The 25,183-nt window shown below is 71.4% G+C and carries 18 protein-coding genes; 3 read left to right on the top strand and 15 right to left on the bottom strand.

Annotated elements, in window-relative coordinates:
• Positions 1-71 precede the first annotated feature (71 nt).
• On the bottom strand, positions 72-545 hold the full coding sequence (locus ABCS02_RS07680) for an OsmC family protein (RefSeq protein WP_345834993.1): 474 nt from the start codon (positions 543-545) through the stop codon (positions 72-74).
• Between the two features lie 38 nt (positions 546-583).
• Between ABCS02_RS07680 and gabT the strand changes: the two genes are divergently transcribed.
• Entirely contained in the window at positions 584-1,939 is a 1,356-nt protein-coding gene (gabT, locus tag ABCS02_RS07675; protein WP_345834992.1) for a 4-aminobutyrate--2-oxoglutarate transaminase, read from the top strand.
• A complete protein-coding gene (locus ABCS02_RS07670; protein WP_345834991.1) occupies positions 1,936-2,934 on the top strand; it encodes an asparaginase in 999 nt (332 codons plus the stop codon). Before gabT ends, ABCS02_RS07670 begins: the two co-directional genes overlap by 4 nt.
• An 83-nt stretch (positions 2,935-3,017) precedes the next feature.
• On the opposite strand, the gene ABCS02_RS07665 is transcribed toward ABCS02_RS07670, so the two are convergent.
• From ABCS02_RS07665 to ABCS02_RS07650, 4 genes are read right to left on the bottom strand one after another with little or no spacing between them, the layout of a single operon-like run.
• Complete coding sequence (locus ABCS02_RS07665) at positions 3,018-3,821, bottom strand: ABC transporter permease (protein WP_345834990.1); 804 nt, start codon at positions 3,819-3,821, stop codon at positions 3,018-3,020.
• Positions 3,818-4,738, bottom strand: a complete 921-nt coding sequence (locus ABCS02_RS07660; RefSeq protein ID WP_345834989.1) for an ABC transporter permease — start codon at positions 4,736-4,738, stop codon at positions 3,818-3,820. The genes ABCS02_RS07665 and ABCS02_RS07660 overlap by 4 nt, the downstream gene beginning before the upstream one ends.
• Positions 4,739-5,938, bottom strand: coding sequence for an ABC transporter ATP-binding protein (locus tag ABCS02_RS07655; protein WP_345834987.1), 1,200 nt, complete (start codon positions 5,936-5,938; stop codon positions 4,739-4,741).
• On the bottom strand, positions 5,938-7,122 hold the full coding sequence (locus ABCS02_RS07650) for a spermidine/putrescine ABC transporter substrate-binding protein (protein ID WP_345835193.1): 1,185 nt from the start codon (positions 7,120-7,122) through the stop codon (positions 5,938-5,940). The genes ABCS02_RS07655 and ABCS02_RS07650 overlap by 1 nt, the downstream gene beginning before the upstream one ends.
• Before the next feature lie 399 nt (positions 7,123-7,521).
• Between ABCS02_RS07650 and ald the strand changes: the two genes are divergently transcribed.
• The gene (ald, locus tag ABCS02_RS07645; RefSeq protein ID WP_345834986.1) at positions 7,522-8,637 is read left to right on the top strand and encodes an alanine dehydrogenase; all 1,116 of its coding nucleotides are present in this window, start codon (positions 7,522-7,524) and stop codon (positions 8,635-8,637) included.
• A 48-nt stretch (positions 8,638-8,685) separates the two neighbouring features.
• Here ald and ABCS02_RS07640 read toward each other — a convergent pair whose 3' ends face one another.
• The 10 genes from ABCS02_RS07640 to ABCS02_RS07595 all read right to left on the bottom strand — a co-directional run bounded on the left by ABCS02_RS07640 (position 8,686) and on the right by ABCS02_RS07595 (position 25,181).
• Positions 8,686-9,303, bottom strand: coding sequence for a zinc-ribbon domain-containing protein (locus ABCS02_RS07640; RefSeq protein WP_345834985.1), 618 nt, complete (start codon positions 9,301-9,303; stop codon positions 8,686-8,688).
• Entirely contained in the window at positions 9,300-11,609 is a 2,310-nt protein-coding gene (locus ABCS02_RS07635; protein WP_345834984.1) for a transglutaminase domain-containing protein, read from the bottom strand. Before ABCS02_RS07635 ends, ABCS02_RS07640 begins: the two co-directional genes overlap by 4 nt.
• Positions 11,606-12,949 carry a DUF58 domain-containing protein gene (locus ABCS02_RS07630; RefSeq protein WP_345834983.1) on the bottom strand — a complete coding sequence of 448 codons (1,344 nt, stop codon included), beginning with the start codon at positions 12,947-12,949 and terminating at the stop codon, positions 11,606-11,608. The genes ABCS02_RS07635 and ABCS02_RS07630 overlap by 4 nt, the downstream gene beginning before the upstream one ends.
• A complete protein-coding gene (locus tag ABCS02_RS07625; RefSeq protein WP_345834982.1) occupies positions 12,946-13,917 on the bottom strand; it encodes a MoxR family ATPase in 972 nt (323 codons plus the stop codon). The genes ABCS02_RS07630 and ABCS02_RS07625 overlap by 4 nt, the downstream gene beginning before the upstream one ends.
• 71 nt (positions 13,918-13,988) lie before the next feature.
• Positions 13,989-19,901, bottom strand: coding sequence for an Ig-like domain-containing protein (locus ABCS02_RS07620; RefSeq protein ID WP_345834981.1), 5,913 nt, complete (start codon positions 19,899-19,901; stop codon positions 13,989-13,991).
• Positions 19,898-21,313, bottom strand: coding sequence for a serine/threonine-protein kinase (locus tag ABCS02_RS07615; protein ID WP_345834980.1), 1,416 nt, complete (start codon positions 21,311-21,313; stop codon positions 19,898-19,900). Before ABCS02_RS07615 ends, ABCS02_RS07620 begins: the two co-directional genes overlap by 4 nt.
• Before the next feature lie 183 nt (positions 21,314-21,496).
• Entirely contained in the window at positions 21,497-22,333 is an 837-nt protein-coding gene (locus tag ABCS02_RS07610) for a protein phosphatase 2C domain-containing protein (RefSeq protein WP_345834979.1), read from the bottom strand.
• Complete coding sequence (locus ABCS02_RS07605) at positions 22,330-23,592, bottom strand: FHA domain-containing protein (RefSeq protein ID WP_345834978.1); 1,263 nt, start codon at positions 23,590-23,592, stop codon at positions 22,330-22,332. The genes ABCS02_RS07610 and ABCS02_RS07605 overlap by 4 nt, the downstream gene beginning before the upstream one ends.
• Positions 23,593-23,695: 103 nt before the next feature.
• A complete protein-coding gene (locus ABCS02_RS07600) occupies positions 23,696-24,403 on the bottom strand; it encodes a cache domain-containing protein (RefSeq protein WP_345834977.1) in 708 nt (235 codons plus the stop codon).
• Complete coding sequence (locus ABCS02_RS07595) at positions 24,396-25,181, bottom strand: GntR family transcriptional regulator (RefSeq protein ID WP_345834976.1); 786 nt, start codon at positions 25,179-25,181, stop codon at positions 24,396-24,398. The genes ABCS02_RS07600 and ABCS02_RS07595 overlap by 8 nt, the downstream gene beginning before the upstream one ends.
• Positions 25,182-25,183 lie beyond the last annotated feature (2 nt).

Here is a 25,183-nt window from a genome sequence, read left to right as displayed (position 1 = left end):
GCCTCTCGATCGGTGCCGCTTGGGGCTAACGGGGCGCGCTTTCGCGCCATTCGGCACGAATGCGCCGGCGCTCAGGCCAGCGTCAGGAGCTCCGGCTCGTGGCCGACGGGGAAGTTGACGCTCGCGGCGATGAAGCATTTCTCGGCGGCGGGGGCGTGCAGGGAGGCCGCCAGCTCGGCCTGCGCTGGATCGGCGATCGTCACCTTCGGCCGGAGCATCGCGCTCGTGAAGTGGCCTCCGCCGTTGCCCGTCTGTTCCATGACGCCGGTCGCAGCGTCCGTGTAGCCGACGACGACGACGCCCGCCCGCGCGGCCTCGGCCAGGTAGCTGAGCATGTGACACTGGCTGAGCGCGGCAAGGAGAAGCTCCTCCGGGTTCCAGCGGTCCCTGTCACCGTGGAAGGTGCGGTCGGCCGAACCCTCGATGGGGTGCTTGCCCTCCGTGCTCACCGTGTGGTCGCGACCGTAGGCCTTGTAGTCGCTGGTCCCCTCCCCCCGGTTCCCGGTCCACTGGAGGTCGATCGCATAGCGGTGCTCGAGCTTCATGGTTCGATTCTCGCACCCCGGCTAAACTGGCCATCATCATGACTGACACCCTGAGCACGCCCACGTTCACCGTGGAGCAAGAACGCCGCATCGTCACCGCCGTCCCCGGCCCGAAGTCTCAGGAGCTGCATCAGCGCCGCCTCGCCGTGGTGCCCACCGGCGTGTCGTCGGCCCTCCCCGTTTACATCGCCCGCGCGAACGGCGCCATCCTGGTCGACGTCGACGGCAACCAGTTCGTCGACTTCGGCGCCGGCATCGGCGTGACCACGGTCGGTCACACCGAGACCGCGGTCGTCGCGGCCGCCGCCGAGCAGCTGCAGGATGTCATCCACACGCTCTTCACCATCACGCCGTACGAGGAGTACGTCCGCGTCGCCGAGCTGCTCGCCGCGCACACGCCCGGCGACCACGCCAAGAAGACTGTGCTGGTCAACTCCGGCGCGGAGGCCGTCGAGAACGGCGTGAAGATCGCCCGCAAGCACACCGGCCGCCGCGCCGTCGCCGTGCTCGACCACGCGTACCACGGCCGCACCAACCTCACGATGGCCATGAACTACAAGGCCATGCCGTACGCGACCGGCTTCGGCCCGTTCGCCGGCGACGTCTACCACGCGCCCAACTCCTACCCGTACCGCGACGGCCTCAGCGGCGCCGAGGCGGCCGCGCGCACCATCGCGTACCTGGAGAAGGTCATCGGCGCGACCGATCTGGCCTGCCTCGTCGCCGAGCCGGTCCAGGGCGAGGGCGGCTTCGTCGTCCCGGCCGAGGGATACCTCCCGGCGCTGCAGGAGTGGTGCACGGCCAACGGCGTCGTCTTCATCGCCGACGAGATCCAGAGCGGCATGGCCCGCACCGGCGCGTTCTTCGCCAGCGAGCACTTCGGCCTCGTGCCCGACCTGGTGCTGAGCGCCAAGGGCATCGCGGGCGGCCTCCCGCTCGCCGCGGTCACCGGCCGCGCCGAGATCATGGACTCCGCCCAGCCCGGCGGCCTCGGCGGCACCTTCGGCGGCAACCCGGTCGCCGCGGCGGCCGCGATCGCGGTGTTCGAGCAGATCGAGAAGGGCGACCTCCTCGCCCACGGCGCGCGCATCGAGAAGGCCCTCAAGCCGGCGCTGGAGAAGCTGCAGCAGAAGTACGACATCATCGGCGACGTGCGCGGCATCGGCGCGATGGTCGCGATAGAGCTGGTCCAGCCCGGTACCGGCGAGACCACCAAGGTCCCGAACCCGGAGGCCGTGAGCGCGATCATCGCCTACGCGGCGCAGCAGGGCATCCTGTTCCTCAACGCCGGCACCTACGGCAACGTGCTCCGCTTCCTGCCGAGCCTCGCCGTGAGCGACGAGCTCATCGCGGACGCCCTGTCCGTCCTCGACGACGCCTTCGCCGCGCTGTGACACCGGAGGTCTTCGGAACCGCCGAGGCGGTGGAGCTGGCGGTCGTCGAGCGCAGCGGGTTCGTCGAGTCCCGCCACGCCGGCTCGGCCGTGGTGCTCGGGCCGGACGGCGACGTCGTCCTCTCCCTCGGCGCGCCCGACAAGCCGGTGTTCCCGCGCTCCTCGCTCAAGCCGTTCCAGGCCGTGGCGGTCATGGGCGCGGGCGTGACGCTGGAGGGCGCCGGCGCTGTGCTGGCGACCGCGAGCCACGCGGGAACGCCCGCCCACATCTCCGTGGTCCGCGGGCTGCTCGCGCAGGCCCAGCTCACCGAGGACGCCCTGCACTGCCCCGCCGACTGGCCGCTCGACAGCGCATCGCGCGAGAGCGCCATCCGCGACGGCGCGCAGCGCAGCCCGGTGTTCATGAACTGCTCGGGCAAGCACGCCGCGATGCTGCTGGCCTGCCGGGTGAACCACTGGCCGATGGAGAGCTACCTCAGCCAGCAGCACCCGCTGCAGCAGCACATCCGCGACACGACGGAGCGCCTGACCGGCGAGAAGGTCGTCGCGACCGGGGTCGACGGCTGCGGCGCGCCCGTCCACGCCATGTCGCTGCTGGCGCTCGCGCGCGGCATCCAGCGGATCGGCACGGCGTCGGAGGGCTCCCCCTTCGCGCTCTTCCGCAATGCGGCCGTTCTGCGGACCGCGGTGCTCGCCAACGGCTGGGCGATCGACGGCCCGGGCCGGGCCAACAGCGTCGTGATCGACGAGCTCGGCGTCTTCGCCAAGCTCGGCGCCGAGGGCGTCATGGTGATGGCGGCGCCGGACGGCACCACGGTCAGTCTGAAGGTGCTCGACGGCAGCCTGCGCGCGGCCTCCATCGTGGCGCTGTCGCTGCTCGCCGACGCGGGCGGGATCGAGCGCGCCGCGGTGGACGCCGTCGCCCCGAAACTGGACCTCGCGGTCCTCGGCAACGGCGTCCCCGTCGGCGCCATCCGCCCCTCCTACACCCGCTGACCCCCGCTGACCTCTCGCCGAGGGGCACGTTGTTTCACTTTTCGAGCTCAGAAGTGACAACAACGTGCCCCTCGGCGGATGGGTTACTGGGTGCGCGCGAGGCGCTTCGCGCGGGCGGCCGCGGTGAGCTGGGAGATCAGCACCACGAGGATCGTCAGGATGAAGACCGCCGACGCGATCACGTTCGCCTGGGCCGGGATGCCGCGGGACGCCGCGATGTAGATGTACATCGGGAACGTCGTCACCGCCCCGGCGTTGAAATTCGTGATGATGAAGTCGTCGAAGCTCAGCGAGAACGACAGCAGTGCGGCCGACAGGATGCCCGGCAGCAGCAGCGGGAACGTGATCCGCCAGAACACCGCGTTCGGCGACCCGTACAGGTCGCGGCCCGCCTCCTCCAGCGCCGGGTCGAGCGACGCGACGCGCGCCTTCACCGTCACCACCACGAAGCTGATGCAGAACATGACGTGGGCGATGATGATCGTCCCGAAGCCCTTGTTGACGCCGAGGCTCAGGAACTGCGCCGCCAGGCCCGCGCCGAGCACGACCTCCGGGCTCGCCATCGGCAGGAACAGCAGCAGGCTGGTCTGCGAACGGAACCGGAACCGGTAGCGCATCAGCGCGATCGCGATCATGGTGCCGAGCACCGTCGCGATCACCGTCGAGACGATGCCGATGATGATCGACGCCGCGAACGCGTCGCAGATGCCGGCCGCGTCGCAGACGTTCGTCCAGTTGCGGAGGGTGAACCCGCGCCAGGCGATGTTGTTCTTGATCGCGTCGTTGAACGAGAACACGAACGTGTAGACGATCGGGATGAGCAGGAACGCCAGCGCCAGGAAGGCGTAGACGCCGAGCCCGAGGCCCTGGAACCGGAAGCGTCTCACAGCAGGTCCTCCGTCCCGCTCCGCCGCACGTAGAACCCGACGATCACCAGGATGACGGCCATCAGGATGACCGACATCGCGGCCGCCGCCGGATAGTTCTGCAGCACCAGGAAGTTGCTCTCGATGACGTTGCCCATCATCGAGGTGTCGGCGGCGCCGAGGAAGTCCTGCGACGCGTTGATGTAGTCGCCTGCGGCCGGGATGAACGTCAGCAGCGTCCCGGAGACGATGCCGGGCATCGACAGCGGGATGGTGATCTTGCGGAACGTCATCCAGTTGCTGGCGTAGAGGTCGCGGCCGGCCTCCAGCAGCCGGGTGTCCAGCCGCTCCAGAGTCGAGTACAGCGGCAGGGTCATGAACGGGATGAAGTTGTACGTCAGACCGAAGATGACCGAGAACGGCGTGCCCGTGATGTGGGCGTCCGGCGGGAGGACGCTGATCGCCTTGAGCGAGCTCGCCACCCAGCCGTCGTCGCTCAGGATCGACTTCCACGCGAGCGTCCGCAGCAGGAAGCTGATGAAGAACGGCGCGATGACCAGCGTCATCAGGAGGTTCTGCAGCACCGGCTTAGCCCGCATCTTCACGCCGATGAAGTACGCCAGCGGGTAGCTGATCACGAGCGCCGCGGCCGTGGCGATCAGCGCGTAGCCGAACGAGCGCAGGATCTGCGGCCAGTACTCCCCGATCGCGTCGGTGTAGTTCTGCCACTGGAACGCCGCGACGTATTGCCCGATGTCGCCCTCCGGCGCCGGCGCCTGGAACGACGTGATGATCAGCGAGACCAGCGGCGTCAGGAAGAACAGCACCAGGTACAGCACGCCGGGCAGCAGCAGGACCAGCGCGATCCCGGACTTCCGCCGCGCCGCGTGCTCCTGGTCCTGGGTGGCGGGAGGCCCGGTGAAGGCGGCGATGGCCATCTACGCCTCCTCCAGCTCGGAGAGCAGCCGCTCCTTCGCCTGCGCCGCCACCGCCTGCGTGTCGGTGTCGTCGGCGAACTTCCCGTCGACCGGCGGCTCGTCGGCCAGCACGAACGTGTGGGAGGCCTCCCACGACACCCAGACCCGGTCGCCGAAGCCGGCGGCCGGCCCGCTCGCGAGGTTCTGCGCGAAGACGATCACCGTGCCGATGCCCGGCACGTCCACGAGGTACTGCGTGCTCACGCCGCTGAACGAGACGTCGATGACCCGGCCGGGGCCCAGCCGGTTCGCGCCGGACGGGATGGTCTCCTCCCCCGCGTGCAGCGTCAGCTTCTCCGGCCGGACGCCCACGGTCACCGTGCCGGAGCTGCGCTGGGCGCGCGAGCGCGGCACCAGGATGCGGTGGCCCGCGACCTCCACGCCGAGCGTGTCGCCCGCGCTGTCGAGCACGGGGCCCGCGAACAGGTTCGACTGGCCGAGGAAGTTCGCCACGAACACGGTCGACGGCAGCTCGTACAGCAGCTCGGGCGCGCCCATCTGCTCGATGCGGCCCTTGTTCATCACCGCGACCGTGTCCGCCATCGTCATGGCCTCCTCCTGGTCGTGCGTGACGTGCACGAAGGTGAGGCCGACCTCGGTCTGGATGGACTTCAGCTCCAGCTGCATCTGGCGGCGGAGCTTGAGGTCCAGAGCGCCGAGCGGCTCGTCCAGCAGCAGCAGCGCCGGGCGGTTCACGACCGCGCGGGCGAGCGCCACGCGCTGCTGCTGGCCGCCGGAGAGCTGGGACGGGCGCCGCGCCGCGAGGTGGTCGAGCTCGACCAGCCGGAGCGCCTCGTGCGCCTTGGCGACCGGGTCGCCGATGCGGCGGCGGCGGAGGCCGAAGGCGACGTTCTCCAGGATGGTCATGTGCGGGAAGAGCGCGTAGCTCTGGAACACCGTGTTCACCGGCCGCTGGTACGGCTTCGTGCTCGTGACGTCCTTCCCGCCGATGAGGATGCGGCCCTCGGTCGGCTCCTCCAGCCCGGCGACCAGCCGCAGGGTCGTCGTCTTGCCGCAGCCGCTCGGGCCGAGCAGGGCGAAGAACGACCCGGCGGGGATCGTCAGATCGAGGCTCTCGATGGCGGTGAACCCGGGGAACCGTTTCGTGATGCCGGCCAGCTGCAGATCGGCGCCCGACTCGGCGAAGACTCCTTTCGGCATCAGGCCCCCAGGATCACTTTCTGGAACGCCGCCTGATACTTCTGCTCCTCCGCCGGGGAGAGCGTGCGGAAGACGTGCACCTTCGAGAGGGTCTCCTCGTCGGGGAAGATCAGCTGGTTGTCGGCCAGCTTCGGGTCGATCTTCACGGCCGCCTCCTTGGCGCCCTGCACCGGCGTGATGTAGTTCACCCACGCGGCGACCTCGGCGGCGACCTCCGGCTCGTAGTAGTAGTCGATCAGCTTCTCGGCGTTGGCCTTGCGCGTCGAGCCGATCGGGATGACGAAGTTGTCGCTCCACAGGGTGCCGCCGGCCTCCGGGATGGCGAACTGCCAGTTGTCGCCGGCTTCGGCGTTGAGCTGGGTGATGTCGCCGGACCAGCAGATCGCGGCGAGGGTGTCGCCGGACTTCAGGTCGTTGAGGTACGAGTTGCCCTTGATGTTGCGGATCTGGCCGTCGTTGACCTCCTTGGTCAGCGTGTCGATGGCCTTGTTGTAGTCGGCGTCGCTGAACTGCTTGGAGATGTCGACGCCCTGCTGCAGCAGGAGGAGGCCCATGGTGTCGCGCATCTCGCTGAGCACGCCGACCTTGCCCTTGAGGTCCGGCTTCCACAGGTCGTCGATCGACTTCAGGCCGTTCGGGAGCTTCGACTTGTTCCAGCAGATTCCGGCGAAGCCGCTCTGCCAGGGCAGGGACTTGGTGCGGCCGGGGTCGAAGTCGACGTTCACCAGGTTGGAGGTGAGGTTCTTCTTGTTCGGGATGGCCGACTCGTCGAAGGCCTGCACGTAGCCGAGGCGGATCCAGCGCGCGATCATCCAGTCGGTGAGACAGACCGTGTCGGCGCCGATGTCCTTGCCGAGGGCGAGCTGGTCCTTGACCTTGGCGTAGTACGTGTTGTTGTCGTCCACAGCGACGTCGTACTTCACCTTCATGCCGGTCTGCTTCTGGAAGGCCTCCAGCGTCGGGTACTTGCCGTTGTCGTCCTGGTCGAGGTACGCCTGCCAGTTCGCCCAGGTGAGCGTCTTGTCGGTGGCCGACTGGTCCTTTGCCGCGGTGGGCTTGCCCGACGCGCCTCCGGTCGAGCAGGCCGCCAGCGCGAGCGCTGCGGCGCCGGCCGTCGCGCCGGCCAGCAGACCGCGGCGCGTGAGCTGGGACGCGCGGGCCGACTGGACCAGCCGGCGGATCATCGGGTCGTCAGGGAGAGGCCTTGTGTTCACTGCGGAGCTCCTTCGGGTCTATCTGGTGTTGCCTGGAGGGCTTGCGCCGGAAGCACGTCGTCGTGCCGCCGCGGTGGGTCGATCCTGGCATAGGACCGGTGCGATCCGCACCCTTCAGCGGCCGAATCGTCCATTTGGAAACATGATCGTCACGAAATCCGTTCCGATTCGTCCGAAAGACGGGGGAAATCGCACACAGCGTTCGGTGCGCGGATGAGCGACGAGACGAACTGACGAAATCAGCCCCGATCGGACGCCGAATTTACGGAATCAGCACGATGGTGAGCGGATTGCTATCGAAATCATCCGTGAAGACAGCTAAGGTGAAGTCGAACCATCACGTCGAAGTGTGAGGAGCTGAGGAGCCCCATGAAGGTCGCGATCCCCCGCGAGATCAAGAACAACGAATTCCGCGTGGCGATTACGCCCGCAGGTGTGCACGACCTGGTCGGAGCCGGCCACGACGTGTATGTCGAGACAGGAGCCGGGGTCGGCTCCTCCATCCCCGACGAGCTGTATGTGGGCGCGGGGGCGACGATCCTCCCCGACGCGGCCAGCACCTGGGCGGCGGGCGACCTCATCCTCAAGGTGAAGGAGCCCATCGCCTCCGAGTACGGCTACTTCCGCGAGGGCCTGGTGCTCTTCACCTACCTGCACCTCGCGGCCGACGAGGCGCTCACCCGCGCTCTCGTGGACGCCCGCGTGACCGCCATCGCGTACGAGACCGTCCAGCTCCCGAACCGGGCGCTGCCGCTGCTCGCCCCGATGAGCGAGGTCGCCGGCCGGCTCGCGCCGATCGTCGGCGCCAACACCATGCTCAAGCCGAACGGCGGCCCCGGCCTGCTGATCCCCGGCGTCCCCGGCACCCACCCCGCCGTCGTCACGGTGCTCGGCGGCGGCGTCGCCGGCACCAACGCGACGTCGGTCGCGGTCGGCCTCGGCGCGGAGGTGACGGTGCTCGACACGAACATCGCGCGCCTGCGCGAGCTCGACGCCCTGTACGCGGGCCGCATCAAGACGATCGCCTCGAACAGCTTCGAGATCGACAAGGCCGTCACGGAGTCCGACCTCGTCATCGGCTCGGTGCTGGTCCCCGGCGCGAAGGCGCCCAAGCTGGTCAGCAACGAGCTCGTCTCGCGGATGAAGCCGGGCAGCGTGCTCGTGGACATCGCCGTCGACCAGGGCGGCTGCTTCGCCGACTCGCACCCGACCACGCACGCCGACCCCACCTTCACGGTGCACCAGTCGCTGTTCTACTGCGTGGCGAACATGCCGGGCGCGGTGCCGCACACCTCCACCTACGCGCTGACGAACGCCACGCTGCCGTACGCGCGGGCCATCGCGAACAACGGCTGGCAGGCCGCGCTGCGCGCCGACGCGTCGCTGGCGCTCGGCCTCAACGTGCACGACGGCCGCGTCACCAACGCCGGTGTCGCCGAGGCGCACGGGATCGTGGACGCGCCGCTCGCGGACGCGCTGGTCTGATCCGTACGACGTGGGCTGGGCGGGAGACCGCTCAGCTCACGTCGAACCTCAGCTGACGTCGAACCACTGATCGCCGATGTCGACCCTGGTGCCGCGCTCCACCCGGTAGCGGCGACCGGCCTCGCACTGCCGCGCGATGCCGCCGAGCATGCGGGCCACCGTGCCGTTGCCGGAGTACCGGTCGCAGATCCAGAGGTCGTCGCCCTCCAGGCCGAACTCCAGGTGGGTCTTGGAGACGCTCCTGGCCGGGTCGGAGATCGCGACGAGCTGGTCGACGTGCTCCCCCGGCTGTGTGATCGGACGGCGGCCGACGAGGCCGCTGCCGCGCACCTCGACCGACTCCCCCGTCGAGAAGCTCAGCCGGTAGACGCGCGTGCGCGCGGCCGGAGGCGCGGGAGGGGCGCTGTCGAGCGACACGACGTCGATCGCCTCGGTCGGCGGCAGGCCGTCCTCGTCCAGCTCCACGTCGCCCGGGAAGCGCCCGGCCACCGCGGGCTTCGAGCGACCGACCGGCGGCTTGGCGAGCGGCGGGACAATGGAGGTGTCGGACGGCCGGGAGTCGGCCATCTCGGGAGGCCGCACGCGCGTGGCCGTCACCGAGCTTCCGCAGTTGCCGCAGAACAGGGTCCCGTCCTTCAGCTCCGCTCCGCACACCCGACACGTCATCGCCTGCTCGTCCTCTCTCCCGTCCTCCCACGGTAACCGAGGGAGCGCAGCGAGACGGCCGCGAGCCATCGCTTCCACCGCGTGTCGCGCCGATCGAGCTGGCCGCGGAGGGCGTCCACCGCCTTCCAGACCGAGTCGGCCTCCTCGCGGCTGGGGGACAGCGGGCTGAACACGGCACGGTCGGCGACCTGGGCGAGCGCCGCCGCCCGCGTGCCGCCGATGGTGGTGGCGAACTCCAGACGCGTCGCGGCGGGCGGCCGGTCGTAGCCGTGGTCGACGGCGGCGTCGGCGAACTCGCGCCAGCCGCCCACGATCCGCTCGGCAGCGGTCGGCGCCGACCTCCGCAGCGACCGTCGCCGCCACTTGGCCGCGATGACTGCGAGGAACGGCGCCGCGACAACGGCGACGACGAGCAGCGTCCAGCCGATGACGGTCAGGATCGCCAGCAGCGTCTCCAGCACCGGGTTGGGCGCAGGCGGGTTGGTGCTGTCGACCTGCGCGTTCGGCGGCTCCTCGTTCTGCTGGGGCGTGTCGTCGATCGGAGGCTGCACGTTCGTCTGCGGACGGGAGATCTCCGTCGGCTGCTGCGGCTGCTTCGGCGGGACGGCGCGCGCCGGCGGCGTCGGGTCGACCGTGACCCAGCCGCTCGTGGTCTGGACCTCGATCCACGCCGACGCGTCCGAGCCGAGGAAGGTGACGGGGCCCCGCGCGTCGGCGGGCGCCACGAAGCCCATCACCACGCGGGCCGGGAAGCCGAGCTGCCGGGCCATCAAGGCGGCCGTGACGGCGTACTGCTCCTGGTCCCCCAGCATCGGCACATCGGTCAGAAGCTCGGTGATCCGGTCGGCTCCGTGACCGGAGCGGCTGGCCGGCTCCTTCGTGCCGACGCCGTGGGAGAGGTAGCCGTCGGTCTGCAGCCCCTTCAGCGCGGCGGCGAGTTTGGGACCTGCGCCGGTGACGCCTGCGGTGTACTTCTGCAGGGTGGACTGCAGCTCGTCGGGGATGACCGTTGGGCGCGGCACCGAGTCCGACCCCGGATCCACCTTGGCGAGCTGCGCCGGGCTGAGCTTCGGCGGAGTGACGGAGTCGGCGACGTAGGTGTCGCCGTCGTGCAGGGAGGCCATCACGGCGCCGGTGCCCGTCACGTCGTTGTAGAAGTACGCGCCGGACAGGTTCGTCGCGTGCGGGCCGTAGAACTGGATCTGCTCCAACTGGCCGGAGCCGGGCACCCACGGGCCGCGGTAGCCGCGCACGGTCACCGTCAGCTGGGTCGGCTCGCCCTTCGTGCCGCTCTGGTCGAGCCGGTACGGCAGCCGCACGAACGACCCGGAGGCGCTGGAGACCGCGTCGGTGCCGACCGAGTAGGTGACGCCGTCGTAGGTGTCCAGCGTCGCGATCCTGACGCGCCCGTCGGCGGGCAGGCCGGACACGCTCAGCATGGGCTCGGAGGCCGCGGACGGCTCGAAGTACGACCGGAAGCCGGTCAGCGGGCTCGGATAGGCGCGCGGGTCGAAGGGCTGCTCGACCGCGGTCCGCACCACCTGGCGGTCATTGGCCGGGGGCACGAGCGCCGTGGCTCCGATGCCGACCGCCGCGGCGACCGCGAGCATCACGGCCGCACCCGTCGCCGTCAGCACCGCCGTCGAGCCGCGCTCGCGCCGGGTCTCGACGGTGAGGCCGCTCTGCTCGCGCAGCGTGCGCACCGCGGCGGTCCTCCTGCGCAGCCGCAGCCGGATGTTCCAGACCAGCAGGAGCGCGAACAGGGTGAGCACCTGCCAGAGCGGCGCCGCCGTCACCGCCGAGCCGAACGCGATCCCGGCGATCAGCACCAGGACGGGCGGGACGCCGGCGAGCTCGGGGAACCGCGACCGCAGGGCGATGCTGGTCGTGATCGTCGACGCCAGCAGCACGAGGATGAACGCGGGCACCAGCAGCGCCTCGTACGACCCGACGGGCACCGAGATCGTGACGAGCTGCTTCCAGGAGAGCCAGGTCCCCTGCACCAGGTCGAGGAAGCCCGCCCAGCTCGGGAGCAGGCCGCCGCCGCCCGCCAGGCTCGGCACCGCGAGCTGGACCCCGGTCGCCAGGTAGACGAGGACGATGACGCCGGCCACGACGATGCTGGGCCAGCGGAAGGTCGCGCCGAGCACGCCGATCGCGCCGCCGAGCGCCAGCGTCACCACCAGCATCGTGAGGAAGGCGCCGGACTGGTACACCGGCCAGAACGACCACGCCGCGAGAGCCACCGCCGCCAGCGCGAACGCGGTGTCGAGCGCGGCGGAACGCCAGGGCAGCCGGCCGATCATGTCGCGAGCCGTTTCGCGAGGCTGCGCTGGAGGTCCTCCAGGTAGCCGATGGTCAGCACGCTGAGGTCGGCGACTCGGCGCAGGCTCGGCACCGCTCCCTCGTCGCACACGATGGCGACCACGTCGACACCGAGCGGGAAGTGCGCCGCCGCGGAGCGCAGCTGCGTGGCCGTCACCGTCGAGCCGCAGAGCAGGAAGGCGATGGAGATGCCCGCGGCGTCCTCGCTGGCCACCTGGGCGAGCTCGGGCAGCCGCAGCGCGGACTCCGCTGTCTCCACCCCGGCCAGGTCGTCGAGCAGCCGGCCGCGGCCGACGGTGCTGAGCCGCCGCGCGCTGAACAGCACGCGCTTGGCGAAGTCGGGCGTCTCGGCGCTCGCGACCACGGAGACGGTGCGGGAGTCGAGCATCGCGCGCACGCCGAGTGAGCCGGTGGCGCTGACGGCCAGCTCGAACTCCTCCTCGGTGGCGTAGTCGGCTTCCGACAGGCTGAGCGCGACCAGGAGGTGGCTGCGGCGGGTCTCCTCGAACTGCCGCACCATGTAGCTGCCGGTCTTGGCGGTGCTCTTCCAGTGGATGTTGCGCCGCTCGTCGCCCGGCATGTACTCGCGCAGCGCGTGGAAGGCGACATCGGACTGGGTCAGGTCGCGGGTCGGGGCGCCCTCCAGGTCGCGCACGAAGCCCGTGCTCATGCTGGGGATGGCGATGGTGCGCGGGTGCACGAACAGGTCGAGCGACTCGGCCCACACCATCTCGCGGCGCAGCAGGCCGATGGGGTCGGCGCGCACGGTCCTGACCGGGCCGATCGGCACGATCCCGCGCCTGCTCGTGGGCACCACGAACACGTCGGAGTGCTCCTCGCCGCTCGCGAGGGCCGGCGCTGCGAACTCGGCGAGCCCCGCGCCGACCGGGACCTCCACCCGCACGCCGGGGAGCCGGCGCCGCACCGGGTTGCGGACGGTGACCTCCCCCGGCGCCCGGTCCCCGACGACCACGCGGTTGGTCGGGAGGGCCAGCCCGACGTCGTACGCGATCCGGCCGACCAGGTAGAGCGACGCGATCAGCAGCAGCGCGGCGGCCATCCAGCCTGCCACGACGGCTTCCGTCCAGCCCAGGACGTAGCCCGCCACCAGCGCGAGCACGGTCACGACGAACATCGACCAGCCGAGCGGGGTGATCACCCCGCCGAGGGCTCGCGCGGCCGACGCCACGGCCCGGCCGACGACGGAGCCGGTGCGGACCACCCAGACGATGGCGTCCGCGAGGGCGCCGTCGCGCTCGCCGACGATCCGGGCCCGCGCGTTCGTGAGCTCGACCTGGGTGCGGGTGACGGTGCTGGTCACACGGCGGCCCGATCGCTGGGCGGCGGCACCTCGATGAGGAGCTGGCCGACGACGCTGGAGGCGGTGACACCCTCGAACTCGGCCTCGGGGTCGAGCACCAGGCGGTGCGCGAGCACCGGCTCGGCCAGGGCCTTCACGTCGTCCGGGGTCACGTAGTAGCGGCCGGACGCCGCCGCGAGCGTCTTGGCGGCGCGGACGAGCGCGAGCGCGCCGCGGACGCTGACGCCGAGCCGGATCTCGTCGGCCGAGCGGCTGGCGTCGACCAGCCGGGACACGTAGTCGTTGATGGTCGGGTCCACGTGCACGCCGCGTGCCAGGTCCGCCATCTCGGTGACGGTCTCGGCCGAGATGATCTCGGGGACCACGATGTCGTGCGCCCGGCGCTCGGCGCCCTCCAGGATGCGGAGGGTGGCCTCGTGGTCCGGGTAGCCGATCGACGCCTTCATGAGGAAGCGGTCGAGCTGGGCCTCCGGGAGCCGGTAGGTGCCGGCCTGCTCGATGGGGTTCTGCGTCGCGATCACCATGAACGGCTCGCCGACCGGGTGACGCACACCGTCGACGGTGACCTGCTGCTCCTCCATGACCTCCAGCAGCGCCGACTGGGTCTTCGGCGACGCGCGGTTGATCTCGTCGGCCAGCACGATGTTGGCGAACACCGGACCGCGGTGGAACTCGAACGCGCCGGTGCGCTGGTCGTAGATGTTCACGCCCGTGATGTCGCCGGGCAGCAGGTCGGGGGTGAACTGGACGCGGTTGGTCGTCCCGCGCACGCTCTCGGCCATCGCGCGGGCGAGCGAGGTCTTGCCGGTGCCGGGGTAGTCCTCCAGCAGCAGGTGGCCCTCGCTCAGCAGCGCGACCAGGGCGAGGCGGATGACGTGCGACTTGCCGAGGAGCACGCGGTCGATGTTCTGGACGAGGCGGTCGAACACGCCCGAGAACCAGCCGGCCTGCTCGGGGGTCATCGTCATGCTGTCGCCTCTCGTGGGTGTGAGCAGCGCCGCGCCTGCGCGCGGGCCGTCCTCAGTATGCCTGTCGTCGCTCATGGCATGCCTGAGGCTGGGTACGGGGTGGAGTACGTGTCGCCGTTGGCGTAGACCTTCACGGTGAGGGTCGGCTGGCCGCCGCCCTGCGGTGCGACGCAGACCGCGGTCTGCCCGACCGGCGGCATGTCCACCTCGACGCCCGGCACGCAGCTGTAGGTGACCCGGGTGTAGCCAGGGCCCGTGGGCCAGCTCGTCCAGGTGAACGTGTTGGTGGGCTGGTCGAACCGGGCGCCGCCGATCGCGGTGCTGACCGCGACGCCGAGCGCCTTGGTGAAGTTCTCCGCCGAGCAGAGCTGCGTGCCGTCGGGGTAGGTCTCGCAGATCTGGGTGATGCTCAGCGTGAGCGGCACCCCGTAGTGCTGCTGGCTGAGCGCGCCCGCGACGGTGCCGCTGGTGCCGGAGAGCTGCCCGCTGTCGACCACCGTGGCGCCGCTCAGGAGCTGGTAGCTGATGACCGGGCTGGAGCCGCTGCCGGTCTGGTAGTCGACCGAGGCTTGGTAGTCCCACGTGGTCGACGTGCTCGGCGTCGGGCCGGTTACCGTGACGTCCCGCACCGACCCCGGCTGCTGGTGCGTCGTCGCCGGGACGACCGCGCTCGGCGTGCAGCCCTGGCCGTTGTAGGCGTAGACGACGAAGTTGTAGGTCTGGTTGGCCTGGAGCCCGGTGAAGGTGACGTTGCCGCCCTGCGTGTGGATGAACGACCCCGACGTCGGGTCGACGTGCAGCACCGGGTTGCCGGTGTCCACGCCCGTGACGCTGCAGCCGGGCTGCGCCGTGCCCTGGAACACCGCGGCGTAATAGTCGGTGATCGTCTTGCCGTTGGCGCCGAAGACGCTCGGCCACGACAGCGTGGCGCTCGACCCGTCCGCGTTGTTCGGCGTCGCGGTGGGGGCGGTCCCGGTCAGGACCGGCGCGCCGGCGGGCACACCGCTCCCCGCGGTCTGGTTCCAGGTCGTCCTGCCCTGGTAGAAGGCGTTGTGGCTCGCCACCGTGAACCCGATCGCCGCGCCGTTCGCGATCCCCGGGTCCGTGACGTTCAGGGCGTAGCTGCCGTTGTCGGCCGGCCCGACCTGGACGGCGTTGCTGATGCCGCCGACGGTGACGACGTACGAGGTGATCGGGCTGGCGCCGGGCGCGTCGGCCGGCCGGTTCCAGGTGATCCGGAGCCCGTTGTTCAGCGGGGTGGAGCTCACGTTGGCCGGTGCGTTCGGGATGACGTCCGACCAGACCGGCTCGACGTAGTTCGTCGGGTCGGACAGGCCGAGCGCGTTGCGGGCCTGCACGGCGAGCACGACGGCGTTCTGCGGTCCGTTGCCCGGAGTGGTGATCGCGCACACCGTCGTCGTGCACTGCGTGGTGCCGAGGACCGCTCCGGTCGCCGCGCTCGTCATGGTGACCTGGAAGCCGGTGATCGGCGAGTTGTTGAACGCGCCGGGCGTCCAGCTGAGCGTCAGGCTGCGGTCGCCGATCGCCCCGATCTGCACGTTGGAGACCGGCGCCGGGCGGTCCTGGACCGAGACGGTCACCGTCCCCCAGGTGTAGCGGTCCGGGTCGTTCGTCGCGTCGGCGACCTCGTACTGCAGGGTGGTGTCCTGGGGGGCGGCCGTGCTCGACGCCGTGACCTGCAGCACCGCGTTGTCGGCGCTCGGGGTGATGGAGACGCCGTCCGGGAGCGCCCCGCCCAGCCCGCGCACGGCGAGCACGCGCAGCGGCTTGCCCGGGAACGGGTTCGTGGCGGCGTCGTTCGCCAGCACGTCCACCGTCGTCGTCTGCCCGCGCGGGGCGATCACGCGATCCGGCTGGGGGCTCGCCAGCGGGCGCGTCGACGGCACGATGTTGAGGTCGATCCGGCCGGCCTGACCGGCGTTGACGGCGTCCTTGACCCCGATCGAGATCGACGGCGTGCTGCCCTTCTGGACGTCGGCGCCCACCGAGATGGTCAGCTTCTGGCCCGACAGCGACAGCGAGACACCGTTCGGCCGCGGGTTCTGGATCGAGTACTGGAGCTCGCTCTGGTCCTTCGCGTACGGATAGCTGGTCAGCTTGGTCAGGTCGACCGTCTTGGACTGGCCCGGCTCGAAGTCGATGAGCGCGCCCGTGAACACCGGCGGCTGGTTCTCGCGGGGCGTCACGTCGATCGGCAGCACGATGGTCGCCACGTTGCCGTTCGGGTCCGTGGCGCTGTTGCCGTCGGTGACCTGGAACGAGATGCTCGCCGGGCCGAAGTACCGGCTGGTCGAGGTGTACTGGAGGGTGTCGGAGTTGACGACCAGGTCGTCGCCGTTGGCGTGCGTCGCCCGCACGGTCGCGGCGTCGGTCAGCTTCACCTTCCGGCCGCCGATGGCCACGATGTAGTCGTTCAGGTGGATGGTGAGCGTCTTCTCGCTGACCACCGTGAGCTTCGGCGCCCCGCGCTTGAGCTGCGGCAGGGCGTCGTCGTAGCCGGGGACGCGCACGAAGCCGTAGCCGGCGACGGACTCGTCCTCCGGATTGGCGACCTTGAACGGGATGATCTGGCTCTTTGCCGCGATCGTCACGTGCAGGCGCTTGCCTGCGGTCACCGTCGCCGTGCCTCCGTAGCCGGACACGACCGAGAGCTTCAGCGTCGACACCGGCCCGTCGGCGAAGAACACGTTGGAGAGCACGTTCACGTCCACCGTGTCCCTGCCGAGGATGTCGGAGAGCCCGAGCACGGTGTCGGTCACCACCGGCCGCGCGGGCGGCGCGTTCTTGTCGACGGTGACCCGGAGGAACGCCTGGCTGGTGCCGCCCTGCTCGTTCTGGATCGTGTACAGGAACCCGTAGGCGCCCTCCTGCTGCGGCGCGGTCACCACCACGATGTCGCCCTGGATCTTCGCCTTCGCCTTCCCGTCGAGCGAGGTGACCGCCGTCACGCTCAGCGGGCTCCCGTCCGGGTCGGAGTCGTTGGCCAGCACCTGGACGTTGAGGGTCTTGCCCGGCCGGGTGGTGACGTCGTCCTCGACCGCGACCGGGTTGCGGGCGCCCCCGGCGCGGGGCGCGATGCCGATCCGCACGGTCCCGGTCGCGCGCGCGCCGAGCGCGTCGACGACCGCGTAGGTGAAGGTGTCCGTGCCTGCGGCATAGGCGCCGGCCTGGAAGTCCATCCAGTCCGGCCCGGAGGCGACCACGGCGCCCTTCTGCGGGTTGGTCTCCTGACCGATGAACTGCACCGAGTCGCCGTCCGGGTCGATCCCGGAGAGCGGGATCGTGACCCGCACGGTGTCGCCGGCGAGCACCCGGGCGGTGACGGTCTTGGGCACCGGCGGGTTGTTGGTGGCGAGGTCGCGCTCGCGCACCGCGATGTTCACCTCCGCCGTGGCCCACTGCCCGTCCGCGCCGTACACCCGGTAGGCGGCGACGTAGTTGCCCGGCTTGGACGGCGCGAGGTAGCGCAGGTGGTCCCCGCTCGTGAACAGCAGGCCGGCGCCGGCCGGCAGCGGCGTGGCGAGGGTCGGGTCGAGGGTCAGCTTGTCGCCGTCGGGCTGGACGTCGTTGGCGAGCACCGGGACATCCACGGTGTCGTTCACCCGCACCGCGACCGAGTCCGGCACGGCGATCGGCGGCTGGTGCACGGTCAGCGGAGGGAGCTGGACGACGGTGACCGTCCCCTCCGTGTCGGCCAGGCCGTTGCTCAGCCGATAGTGGAAGTCGACGGGCGCGGTGAGCGGGCGGGTCAGCGAGACCCGGAGGGTGCGCTGCTGCAGGACCTGGACCTTGACGCCGGTCGACGGCGCGGGATCGGTCACCCCGGTGACCAGCAGCACGCCGCCGGATGGGTCGATGTCGGTGGACAGCACGTCCACGTCCTGCGTCGACTGCTCGCGGATGAAGGCGGTGTGCGGCACGGCGATCGGGGTCGTGTTCGCCCCGGGCGGCGCCTTCACCTCGATGCGCACCACGCCGGTCGCCGTGATCACGCCGTCCGTCACCGAGTACTCGATGTTGTGGGTGCCGGCCTGGTCGGACGAGAACCGGAAGGTGCCGCCCTGGTAGTCCGGTGTGATCGTCGCGTCCGCCTTGGAGGGCACTGTGCTCAGCCGGACGACGCCGTTGCCGCCGCGGACGTGGTCGAGCGGGCGGACGGTCGTCTCCTGGCCCTGGTACGCCAGGACGGCGAACGGGTCGGCGATGATCGGCACCTGCCCGGGCGACTGCACGGTGACGGCGAGCTGTCCCGTCCCCTCCGCGCGGCCGTCGGAGAGGGTGAGCGCGACGTCCTTGAGGCCGCCGCCCTGACCGTGGTCGGAGTAGGCGACTTGGCCCTGCGGCGTGAAGGTCACCGTGTCGGGCGCGGGCACGGACGCGCCGGCGAGGAAGTACGGGTCGCCGTCGGGGTCGTAGCACTCGTTGAGCGTCGACGTGGTGACCCGGCCGCCGGCCTGCACGACGGCCTTCGCCGGCCGGACGCAGACCGGGGGCGAGTTCTCCTCGGGCGTGCGGACCGTCACCGTCACGTGCGCAGTCGCCGTCCCGCCACGGCCGTCCGAGATCGTGTAGTCGAAGCCGATCGACCCGCTCGCCGTGGCCGGGAGCGTGATCTGCAGGAGCTGATCGGCGTTGGTCAGCTCGATCGTGCCCTGGCTCGCCGGGATGGCGGTGAACGAGTCGATCGTGAGCACGTCGCCGTTCGGGTCGTAGTCGTTGAGCAGCACCGGCAGCGGGGTCACCCGGCCCGGCCGCGCGCCGAACTGGTCGTTCACGGCGACCGGCGGCTGCTCCTGCTTGGCGTACTGCGGCGTGGTGTCCTGCTTGGACTGGTCGACCAGCTCCTGCGTCGTCTTCTTGGCGACCAGGTCGTCCCAGTTGTCGATGCGCGTGTTCCCGCTCTGCACGGCCCACGAGACGCCGGACCTGGCGTCGTTGAGGACCACCCGGTCGCGGTTCACCCGGAACGCCAGCACGGCGCCGGAGGGCACCTGGCTCAGCGTGCTGCGCGTGCCGGCGGACGGCGTCGAGCAGGTGTGCCACGCCGCGCCCGAGTTCCAGGCGGTGTAGGCGCAGCCGCCCACGACCACCGGCGCGGCCGGCGCTCCGGACACGGTGCCGAGCACGCGTTTGGGCGCCGTCCCGTCGAGCGGGACGCGGATCAGGCCGCCTGCGGTCGCGATCCAGATCGCGGTGCCGTCCGACGACGGCGCCTGGATGATCGGATCGGCGTCCTCGCCGAGCGCCGCCGCGAGGTCGATCGTGCGGCCGGACACCCAGAGCGTCTTCTCGTCGGGGTCGAACAGCGCCCACTGGCCGCCGGCCGAGGTGAGCTGGACGTGCGCGCCCGCTCCCCGCGACGGCACCTTCTCCGAGGAGGTGGCGGGCTGCTGCCCGCCGAGGTCGACGCGCACCAGGTTGCGCGTGGCCGGCTGGTAGGCGAACAGCACGCCGAAGGGGTCCATCGCGCCGACCGCCCGGCCGCCCAGGTCCATCGTCGGCGCCGAGCCAGAGTTGAACTGCTCCAGCTGCGACACCGAGGTCAGCCAGAGCTGCCCGGTGGTCTGCGAGAGCATCGCGACGTGGTCCCCCGCCACGGCGACCTGCGGAGACCGCGGCGGCAGCGCCACCGACTTGCCCGCCTGCGCCGTCGCCGGGTCGACGACGGCCGCGGTGTTGGCCTCCTTGTCGAGGAGCAGCACGTTCTGGCCGTCCTGCACGACGTCGAGCGCCTCGCCGGTGCCCGGCACGATCGAGTTGAGCGAGTCGATCTGCGTGTTCGCCCGGCCGAGGGCCTTCTTGGCGTCGCTGGCCACCCACACCGCCGCGTCGTTGAGCTGGAGGTGCTGGGCGCTGTAGCCTCCCGACACCACCGCGAGCGTCGCGACGACCGCCGCGACCACGGTCCCGCTCAGGGCGGTGGCCGCGATCGACTTGTGGGCAAGGAGCCAGGCGCGGATCATGGCGAGTCGGTCCTCTGGACGCACTTCTGCCCGCTCGGCGAGCCGGTCTTGCCGTCGCGGTTCACCGTGATGGTCACGCACACCGTCTGGCCGGGCTTCGCGTCGACGCGGAACTCGGTCGCCCGCTGACTGCTCGGCGGCTGGTCGTCGACCGTGACCTGGTAGCTGTCGCTGCTCTCCAGCCCCGGGTCGGTCCAGGTGAAGACGATGGTGCCCTGGCTGACCCGGCCGCTGAGGTCGCGCACGGTCGGGATGTCGCCGGAGGCGTTCGCGCGCACCAGCACGACCGTCGCCGTGACGGCGAGCACCACGACGAGGACCGCGCACGCGACCAGCGCGCCGATGAGCGCGCGCGAGAGGCGGGCGGGCGGTGCGGGCGGGGCCGTCGGCGAGCTGCCGGCGCTCTCCCGGACGATCGTGGGCGCCCGGGTCGCCCCGACCACTACGGGCGCGGCACGGCGACGGCGCCGCCTGGCCGCGCCGGGGTCGACGGCGAGGACGCCCTTGACGCGCGTGCGCTCCTCCGGGTCGTCGGCGGTGGCCAGCGCCCAGTCGTCCATCGCGACCTCGATCGGCGTCTGCGGGAGCCCGAGCTCGGCCTCCACCGACTGCAGCTCGCGGATCAGCTCCAGCGCGCTGCGCTGACGCGCGGACGGCTTGCGCGCCATCGAGCGCATGAGGATCTGCTCCAGCCGCGGCGGCACGTCCGCGCGTCCGATCGGCTGCGGGCGGCCCTTGGTGATGCGCTGGATCAGCTCGGCGGAGGTGTTCTCCTTGCCAGGCTGCTCGAACGGCGAGCGGCCGGCCAGCAGCGAGTAGATCGTCGCGCCGAGGGACCACACCTCGCTGGCGACGGCGCCGCTGGTCTCGTCGAGGAGCACCTCCGGAGCCGACCACGGGATGGAGAGGCCGATCGCCTCGGTCACATCGGCCTCGCTGAGCGTCGCCGCGATGCCGAAGTCGCTGAGCACCGGGTGGCCGTAGGCGGTGGTGAGGATGTTGGAGGGCTTGATGTCGCGGTGCAGCACCCCCGCGCGGTGCGCCGTCTCGACCGCGCTCGCGATCCGGACGCCGATGCTCAGCACCTCGGGCACCGGCAGCGGGTCGGAGCGGTAGCGCTGGCCGATGGCGGAGGAGCACAGCTCCATCACCAGGTAGGGCCGGCCGTCGGCGGAGACGCTCGCCTGGTACACCGTGAGGATGGAGGGGTGCGTGCTGAGCTGGGCCATCAGGTTGGCCTCGGCCTGGAACATCTGCTTGACCTGGCTGGTGACGACCTCGGCGAGCATCACCTTGACCGCGACCTGACGGCGCGGCATGTTCTGCTCGTAGAGGAACACGTCGGCGAAGCCGCCCGAACCGAGCACCCTGACGTACGAGAAGCCAGGGAGGTTCGGCGGCTGTGAAGGCAAGCGCCGAGCCAAGCAGCTCCTCCCGTCATCGGCCGTTCGCGTTCGCGAGGGCGAAGGCGTTCATCAATTGTAGGCAGCCGTCACAGCGCCTCAGGGGGCTCGGACCCGCTCTGGGGGCATCTCCATTACCCCCAACTCGGGGGCCAAATCAGCCCTCGGCGACCCCCGTGGAGGGGCCATCCGTCAGTGCCGGCGGGCCGCCCTGCGCGGGAATCCCTCGCGGTGCGAACCGCTCTCAGGGGTGGCCAGCACGTCGACCACGACCACGGTCACGTTGTCGCGCCCGCCGTTGCCGAGCGCGGCGTCCATGAGCTGCTGGGCGGCGTCCAGCGGGGAGGCGCCCTCGCCGAGGTAGTACCGGATGCCGTGCTCGGTGAGCTCCTTGGTGAGCCCGTCCGAGCAGACCAGCAGGCGGGAGCCGGCGACGATCGGGAACAGGAAGTAGTCGGGCACCGGGTCCTCGTTGAACCCGACCGCGCGCGTGATCACGTTGCTGTGCGGGTGGACCTCCGCCTCCGCCGGCGTGATCGCCCCGGCGTCGAGCAGCTCCTGCACGATCGAGTGATCGACGGTGAGCTGCTCCAGCGTGCCGTCGCGGAAGCTGTAGACGCGGGAGTCGCCGATGTTGAAGACGAGCCAGTACGGCGACCCGTCCGACAGCGTGAGCGCGATGCCCGTCACGGTGGTGCCGGTGCCGAGATCCGTCTGCCCGACGCCGCGGCCCATGTCGTCCACCGCGTCGCGCAGCGCCTCGGTCAGCGAGGACTCCGTGACGAAGTCGACCCTGACCTTCTCGGCCAGCCGGGTCACGACCGCTGTGCTCGCGAAGTCGCCCGCTGTGTGGCCGCCCATGCCGTCGGCGACCGCGAAGATCGGCGAGCGCGCCAGGAGGCTGTCCTCGTTGACGCTGCGCCGGTAGCCGGTGTCCGACAGCGCCGCCCAGGACAGGCTGATGCGTGCGTCTGCGCCGCCCGGCACGACCACGGTGTGGCGCCGGTTGGTGCGACCGATCTGGGTCACTCGCGTCCTTCTTCTCGACGGTCCGCTTCCGGCAGCGGCCGCGGGGTCCCCGTGGTGCCGCCGGCCGGGACGGCGGTGATCTCGATGATATTACCGTCGCCGATCTCCACAACCGTTCCGGGAAGGACGACCGTGGACTCCCCCGGACGCAGCCGCTCGTCCGCGCCGCCGGGCCGGTGGACACGGGTGCCGTTAGTCGAGCGCAGGTCGGTGACGACCACGGCGTCCCCCGACTGCTCGATGCGCACGTGCGTGGAGGACACCTCCTGCTCGGGCGACTGCACCGCGACGAGGCGCGGCGCGACGCCCGACTCGACCCGCGGGAGCGTCGGCTTGCGGCCGATCAGGATCGGCACGTCCAGCTCGAGGATGTCCCCCGGGACGACCCGGACGGCGAACCGCTGCGGCGGCGGGACGACCTCCGCGCCGCCGGCCGGCGTCGTGATCGCGCCGGGAACCGGCGGCCGGCCGATTCCGGGCGTGTCGCGCAGGTCCGGCCGCTCGGTCGCGGCGCCCGGCTCCTCGATGTCGATCGCGCCAGGCAGCTCGTGCGCGACGGGGACGGGCTGCACGACGGGCGCGGCCTCCGGCGACTCGGCGAGCCCGGCCGTCGCGGGGACGTCCGGCTCGTCGGCGTGCGAGAACAGGCTGGAGCTGCGGTTGCGCGAGCGGATGATCGTCTCGTCCAGCTCGGACTCCGGCACCCCGGCGACGACGTCCTCGGTCGGCTGCGGCCTCCCGCCGGCGGTGCGCTCGACGCGTTCCAGCGGCGTGCTCGACCAGGTCAGCAGCTCGCCGTCCACGACGCCGAGCCCGATGGGCAGGGAGCCGATCGACAGCCGTGCCACCGACCCGGTGGGGAGGTCGTCGCCCCCGATCGCGAGCCCGGTGACGTTGCGGAACTCCGCGAGCACCCAGGGCTGGACGCCGCCCGACCCGAACCGCCGCGCGCCGCCGACCGAGTAGATGTCGAGCGCGGCCGACCCGCGGACCACGGCGGTGACGACGATCTCGCCGGAGGCGTTGGGCTCGCCGAGCTCGGCCACCGCGAACGAGCGAACGCTGTCCGGCCCGGCGAGCGGGAACGCGCCGACGACCGACTCGATCGTGGCGAGGTCCGAGTCGGCCAGCCACCACACCGCGTCCACGATGCTGTCCGCGGCCGTGCTCTCCACGCAGGCGACGAACCGCCGTCCGGCGATCAGCAGCCAGCGCGACGGGCCGGCGGTCGGGGCGTAGCGGGTGAAGCCGGGAGTCACCGCGGTTCCTCCTGGTCGACGATGGACCGGGGCTGCTCCCCGATGCAGGACGTACTGGTCGTACCGATGTTAGACCAGGCGCGATGTCAGACCAGGCGCGATGTCAGACCAGGCGGAACGGGGTGCCGACGCAGCGCACGGCGTCCTCCCCCGTCGCCACCACGTCGCCGACCAGCACCGCCGGGTCGGTGGAGACCATCGCCCGTCCGGCCTCGTTGACCAGCACCGCCGGGCGCCCGGCGCCGAGCATGGCGGGCAGCAGCTCGCGCTCCAGCCGCTTGACGTAGACGTCCACACCGACGACGCCGATCATCCGGCCGTCCCGCTCGACGGGCGAGGTGACCGTGACGATGTAGTCGCACGCGCACAGGTGGTCGACGTACGGTCCGGTGATGTGGGTGCGGTGCGTGGTCTGCGGGATGCTGTACCACTCCAGCGAGCGGAAGTCGCGCAGATAGTCGGAGTACGACCGGGAGGCCAGGTCGAGCCGGCTCGGCTCGGTGGTGGAGCCGAACACCGGGTTCTCCTCCAGCGGCCCGAGCCACCAGGAGAAGTGCAGGTCGTCGCCGCCGGTGAACTCGGGGGCGGCGATGAACCCGGCGCCGACGAGCAGCGGATCGTCCTCCTGCAGCAGCGGGATGACCAGCGCGCCGACCGTCGCGTCGAGCGTCGCAGGCGCGGTCGGGGCCGCGGTGTCCTCTCCGAGGATCGCGTCGCGCCAGCCGGCGAGCGACTCCTGGATGCGCGCGAACAGCGCGCTCACGCGCTCAGCCGCGGCCTCGACGCCCGCGGTCGCTATGACGTCAGCCATCGATCGTCCCTCCCGTCTCGATCCGCGCCTTCGCGGCCAGCAGCCAGCGCGCGACGCCCGTCAGCAGCGCGCTGATCTCGGCCCGGGCGGCGCCGGCGTCGCCCGCCGCGACGGCCGCCGCGATCACGCGGGCGGAGTCCGCCGTCCCCGCGCGCAGTCCGGCGTCGCGCATCCCGAGCCAGAGCAGCGGGCCGAACTCGGCCTGCAACCGGATCTGCTCGCGCACCAGCCGGGTCGACTGGCTGAGCACGGCGAGCTCCAGCAGGAAGCCCCCCGCGTTCCGGCGGGCGGCGGCCGGGCCGGTGAAGTCGGCGGCGTCCAGCCACGCTGACAGCCGCGCGTCGTCGGCGGCGGTCGAGCGCTCGGCCGCGCGATCGGCGCAGCCCGCCGCGATGGCCGTCACGTAGACGGCGAGGTCGCCCAGCTCCACATGCGACAGGCCGCGCAGCCGGGTCGCGAGCAGCGCCTCGTCCCCGTCGCCGGGGTGGACGACGAAGGAGCCGCCGTCCCGTCCGCGTCGGGTCTCGACCAGTCCCGCCTCGCGCAGCATCCCGAGGCCCTCGCGCGCCGTGACCAGGGCGACGCCGAAGCGGCGGGCGAGCTCGGCCTCGCTGGGCAGCCGCTCCCCCGGGGTCAGCACGCCGAGGACGATCGCGTCGGCGAGGCGCCGCGCGACCTGCTCGGCGCGACCCGCGTCGGAGAGCTGCGCGAAGACCGCATCCCGCGCCCCTGGCGCCGGCCGGGTCGTTCCGGCAGCATCGCGAGTGGAGGTGGTCACGC

The organism is Microbacterium sp. X-17, from assembly GCF_039615055.1.
Note: the sequence above shows the minus strand (reverse complement) of the source record. Positions and strands in the feature narration are given on the sequence as shown.

Excerpts from the sequence above, each read along its gene's own strand:
- ABCS02_RS07635 (WP_345834984.1), bottom strand. The coding sequence starts at position 11,609 with ATGATCGGCCGGCTGCCCTGGCGTTCCGCCGCGCTCGACACCGCGTTC.
- ABCS02_RS07625 (WP_345834982.1), bottom strand. The coding sequence starts at position 13,917 with ATGACGATGACCCCCGAGCAGGCCGGCTGGTTCTCGGGCGTGTTCGAC.
- gabT (WP_345834992.1), top strand. The coding sequence starts at position 584 with ATGACTGACACCCTGAGCACGCCCACGTTCACCGTGGAGCAAGAACGC.
- ABCS02_RS07660 (WP_345834989.1), bottom strand. The coding sequence starts at position 4,738 with ATGGCCATCGCCGCCTTCACCGGGCCTCCCGCCACCCAGGACCAGGAG.
- ABCS02_RS07600 (WP_345834977.1), bottom strand. The coding sequence starts at position 24,403 with ATGGCTGACGTCATAGCGACCGCGGGCGTCGAGGCCGCGGCTGAGCGC.
- ABCS02_RS07640 (WP_345834985.1), bottom strand. The coding sequence starts at position 9,303 with ATGACGTGTCGGGTGTGCGGAGCGGAGCTGAAGGACGGGACCCTGTTC.
- ABCS02_RS07655 (WP_345834987.1), bottom strand. The coding sequence starts at position 5,938 with ATGCCGAAAGGAGTCTTCGCCGAGTCGGGCGCCGATCTGCAGCTGGCC.
- ABCS02_RS07650 (WP_345835193.1), bottom strand. The coding sequence starts at position 7,122 with ATGATCCGCCGGCTGGTCCAGTCGGCCCGCGCGTCCCAGCTCACGCGC.
- ABCS02_RS07620 (WP_345834981.1), bottom strand. The coding sequence starts at position 19,901 with ATGATCCGCGCCTGGCTCCTTGCCCACAAGTCGATCGCGGCCACCGCC.
- ABCS02_RS07680 (WP_345834993.1), bottom strand. The coding sequence starts at position 545 with ATGAAGCTCGAGCACCGCTATGCGATCGACCTCCAGTGGACCGGGAAC.
- ald (WP_345834986.1), top strand. The coding sequence starts at position 7,522 with ATGAAGGTCGCGATCCCCCGCGAGATCAAGAACAACGAATTCCGCGTG.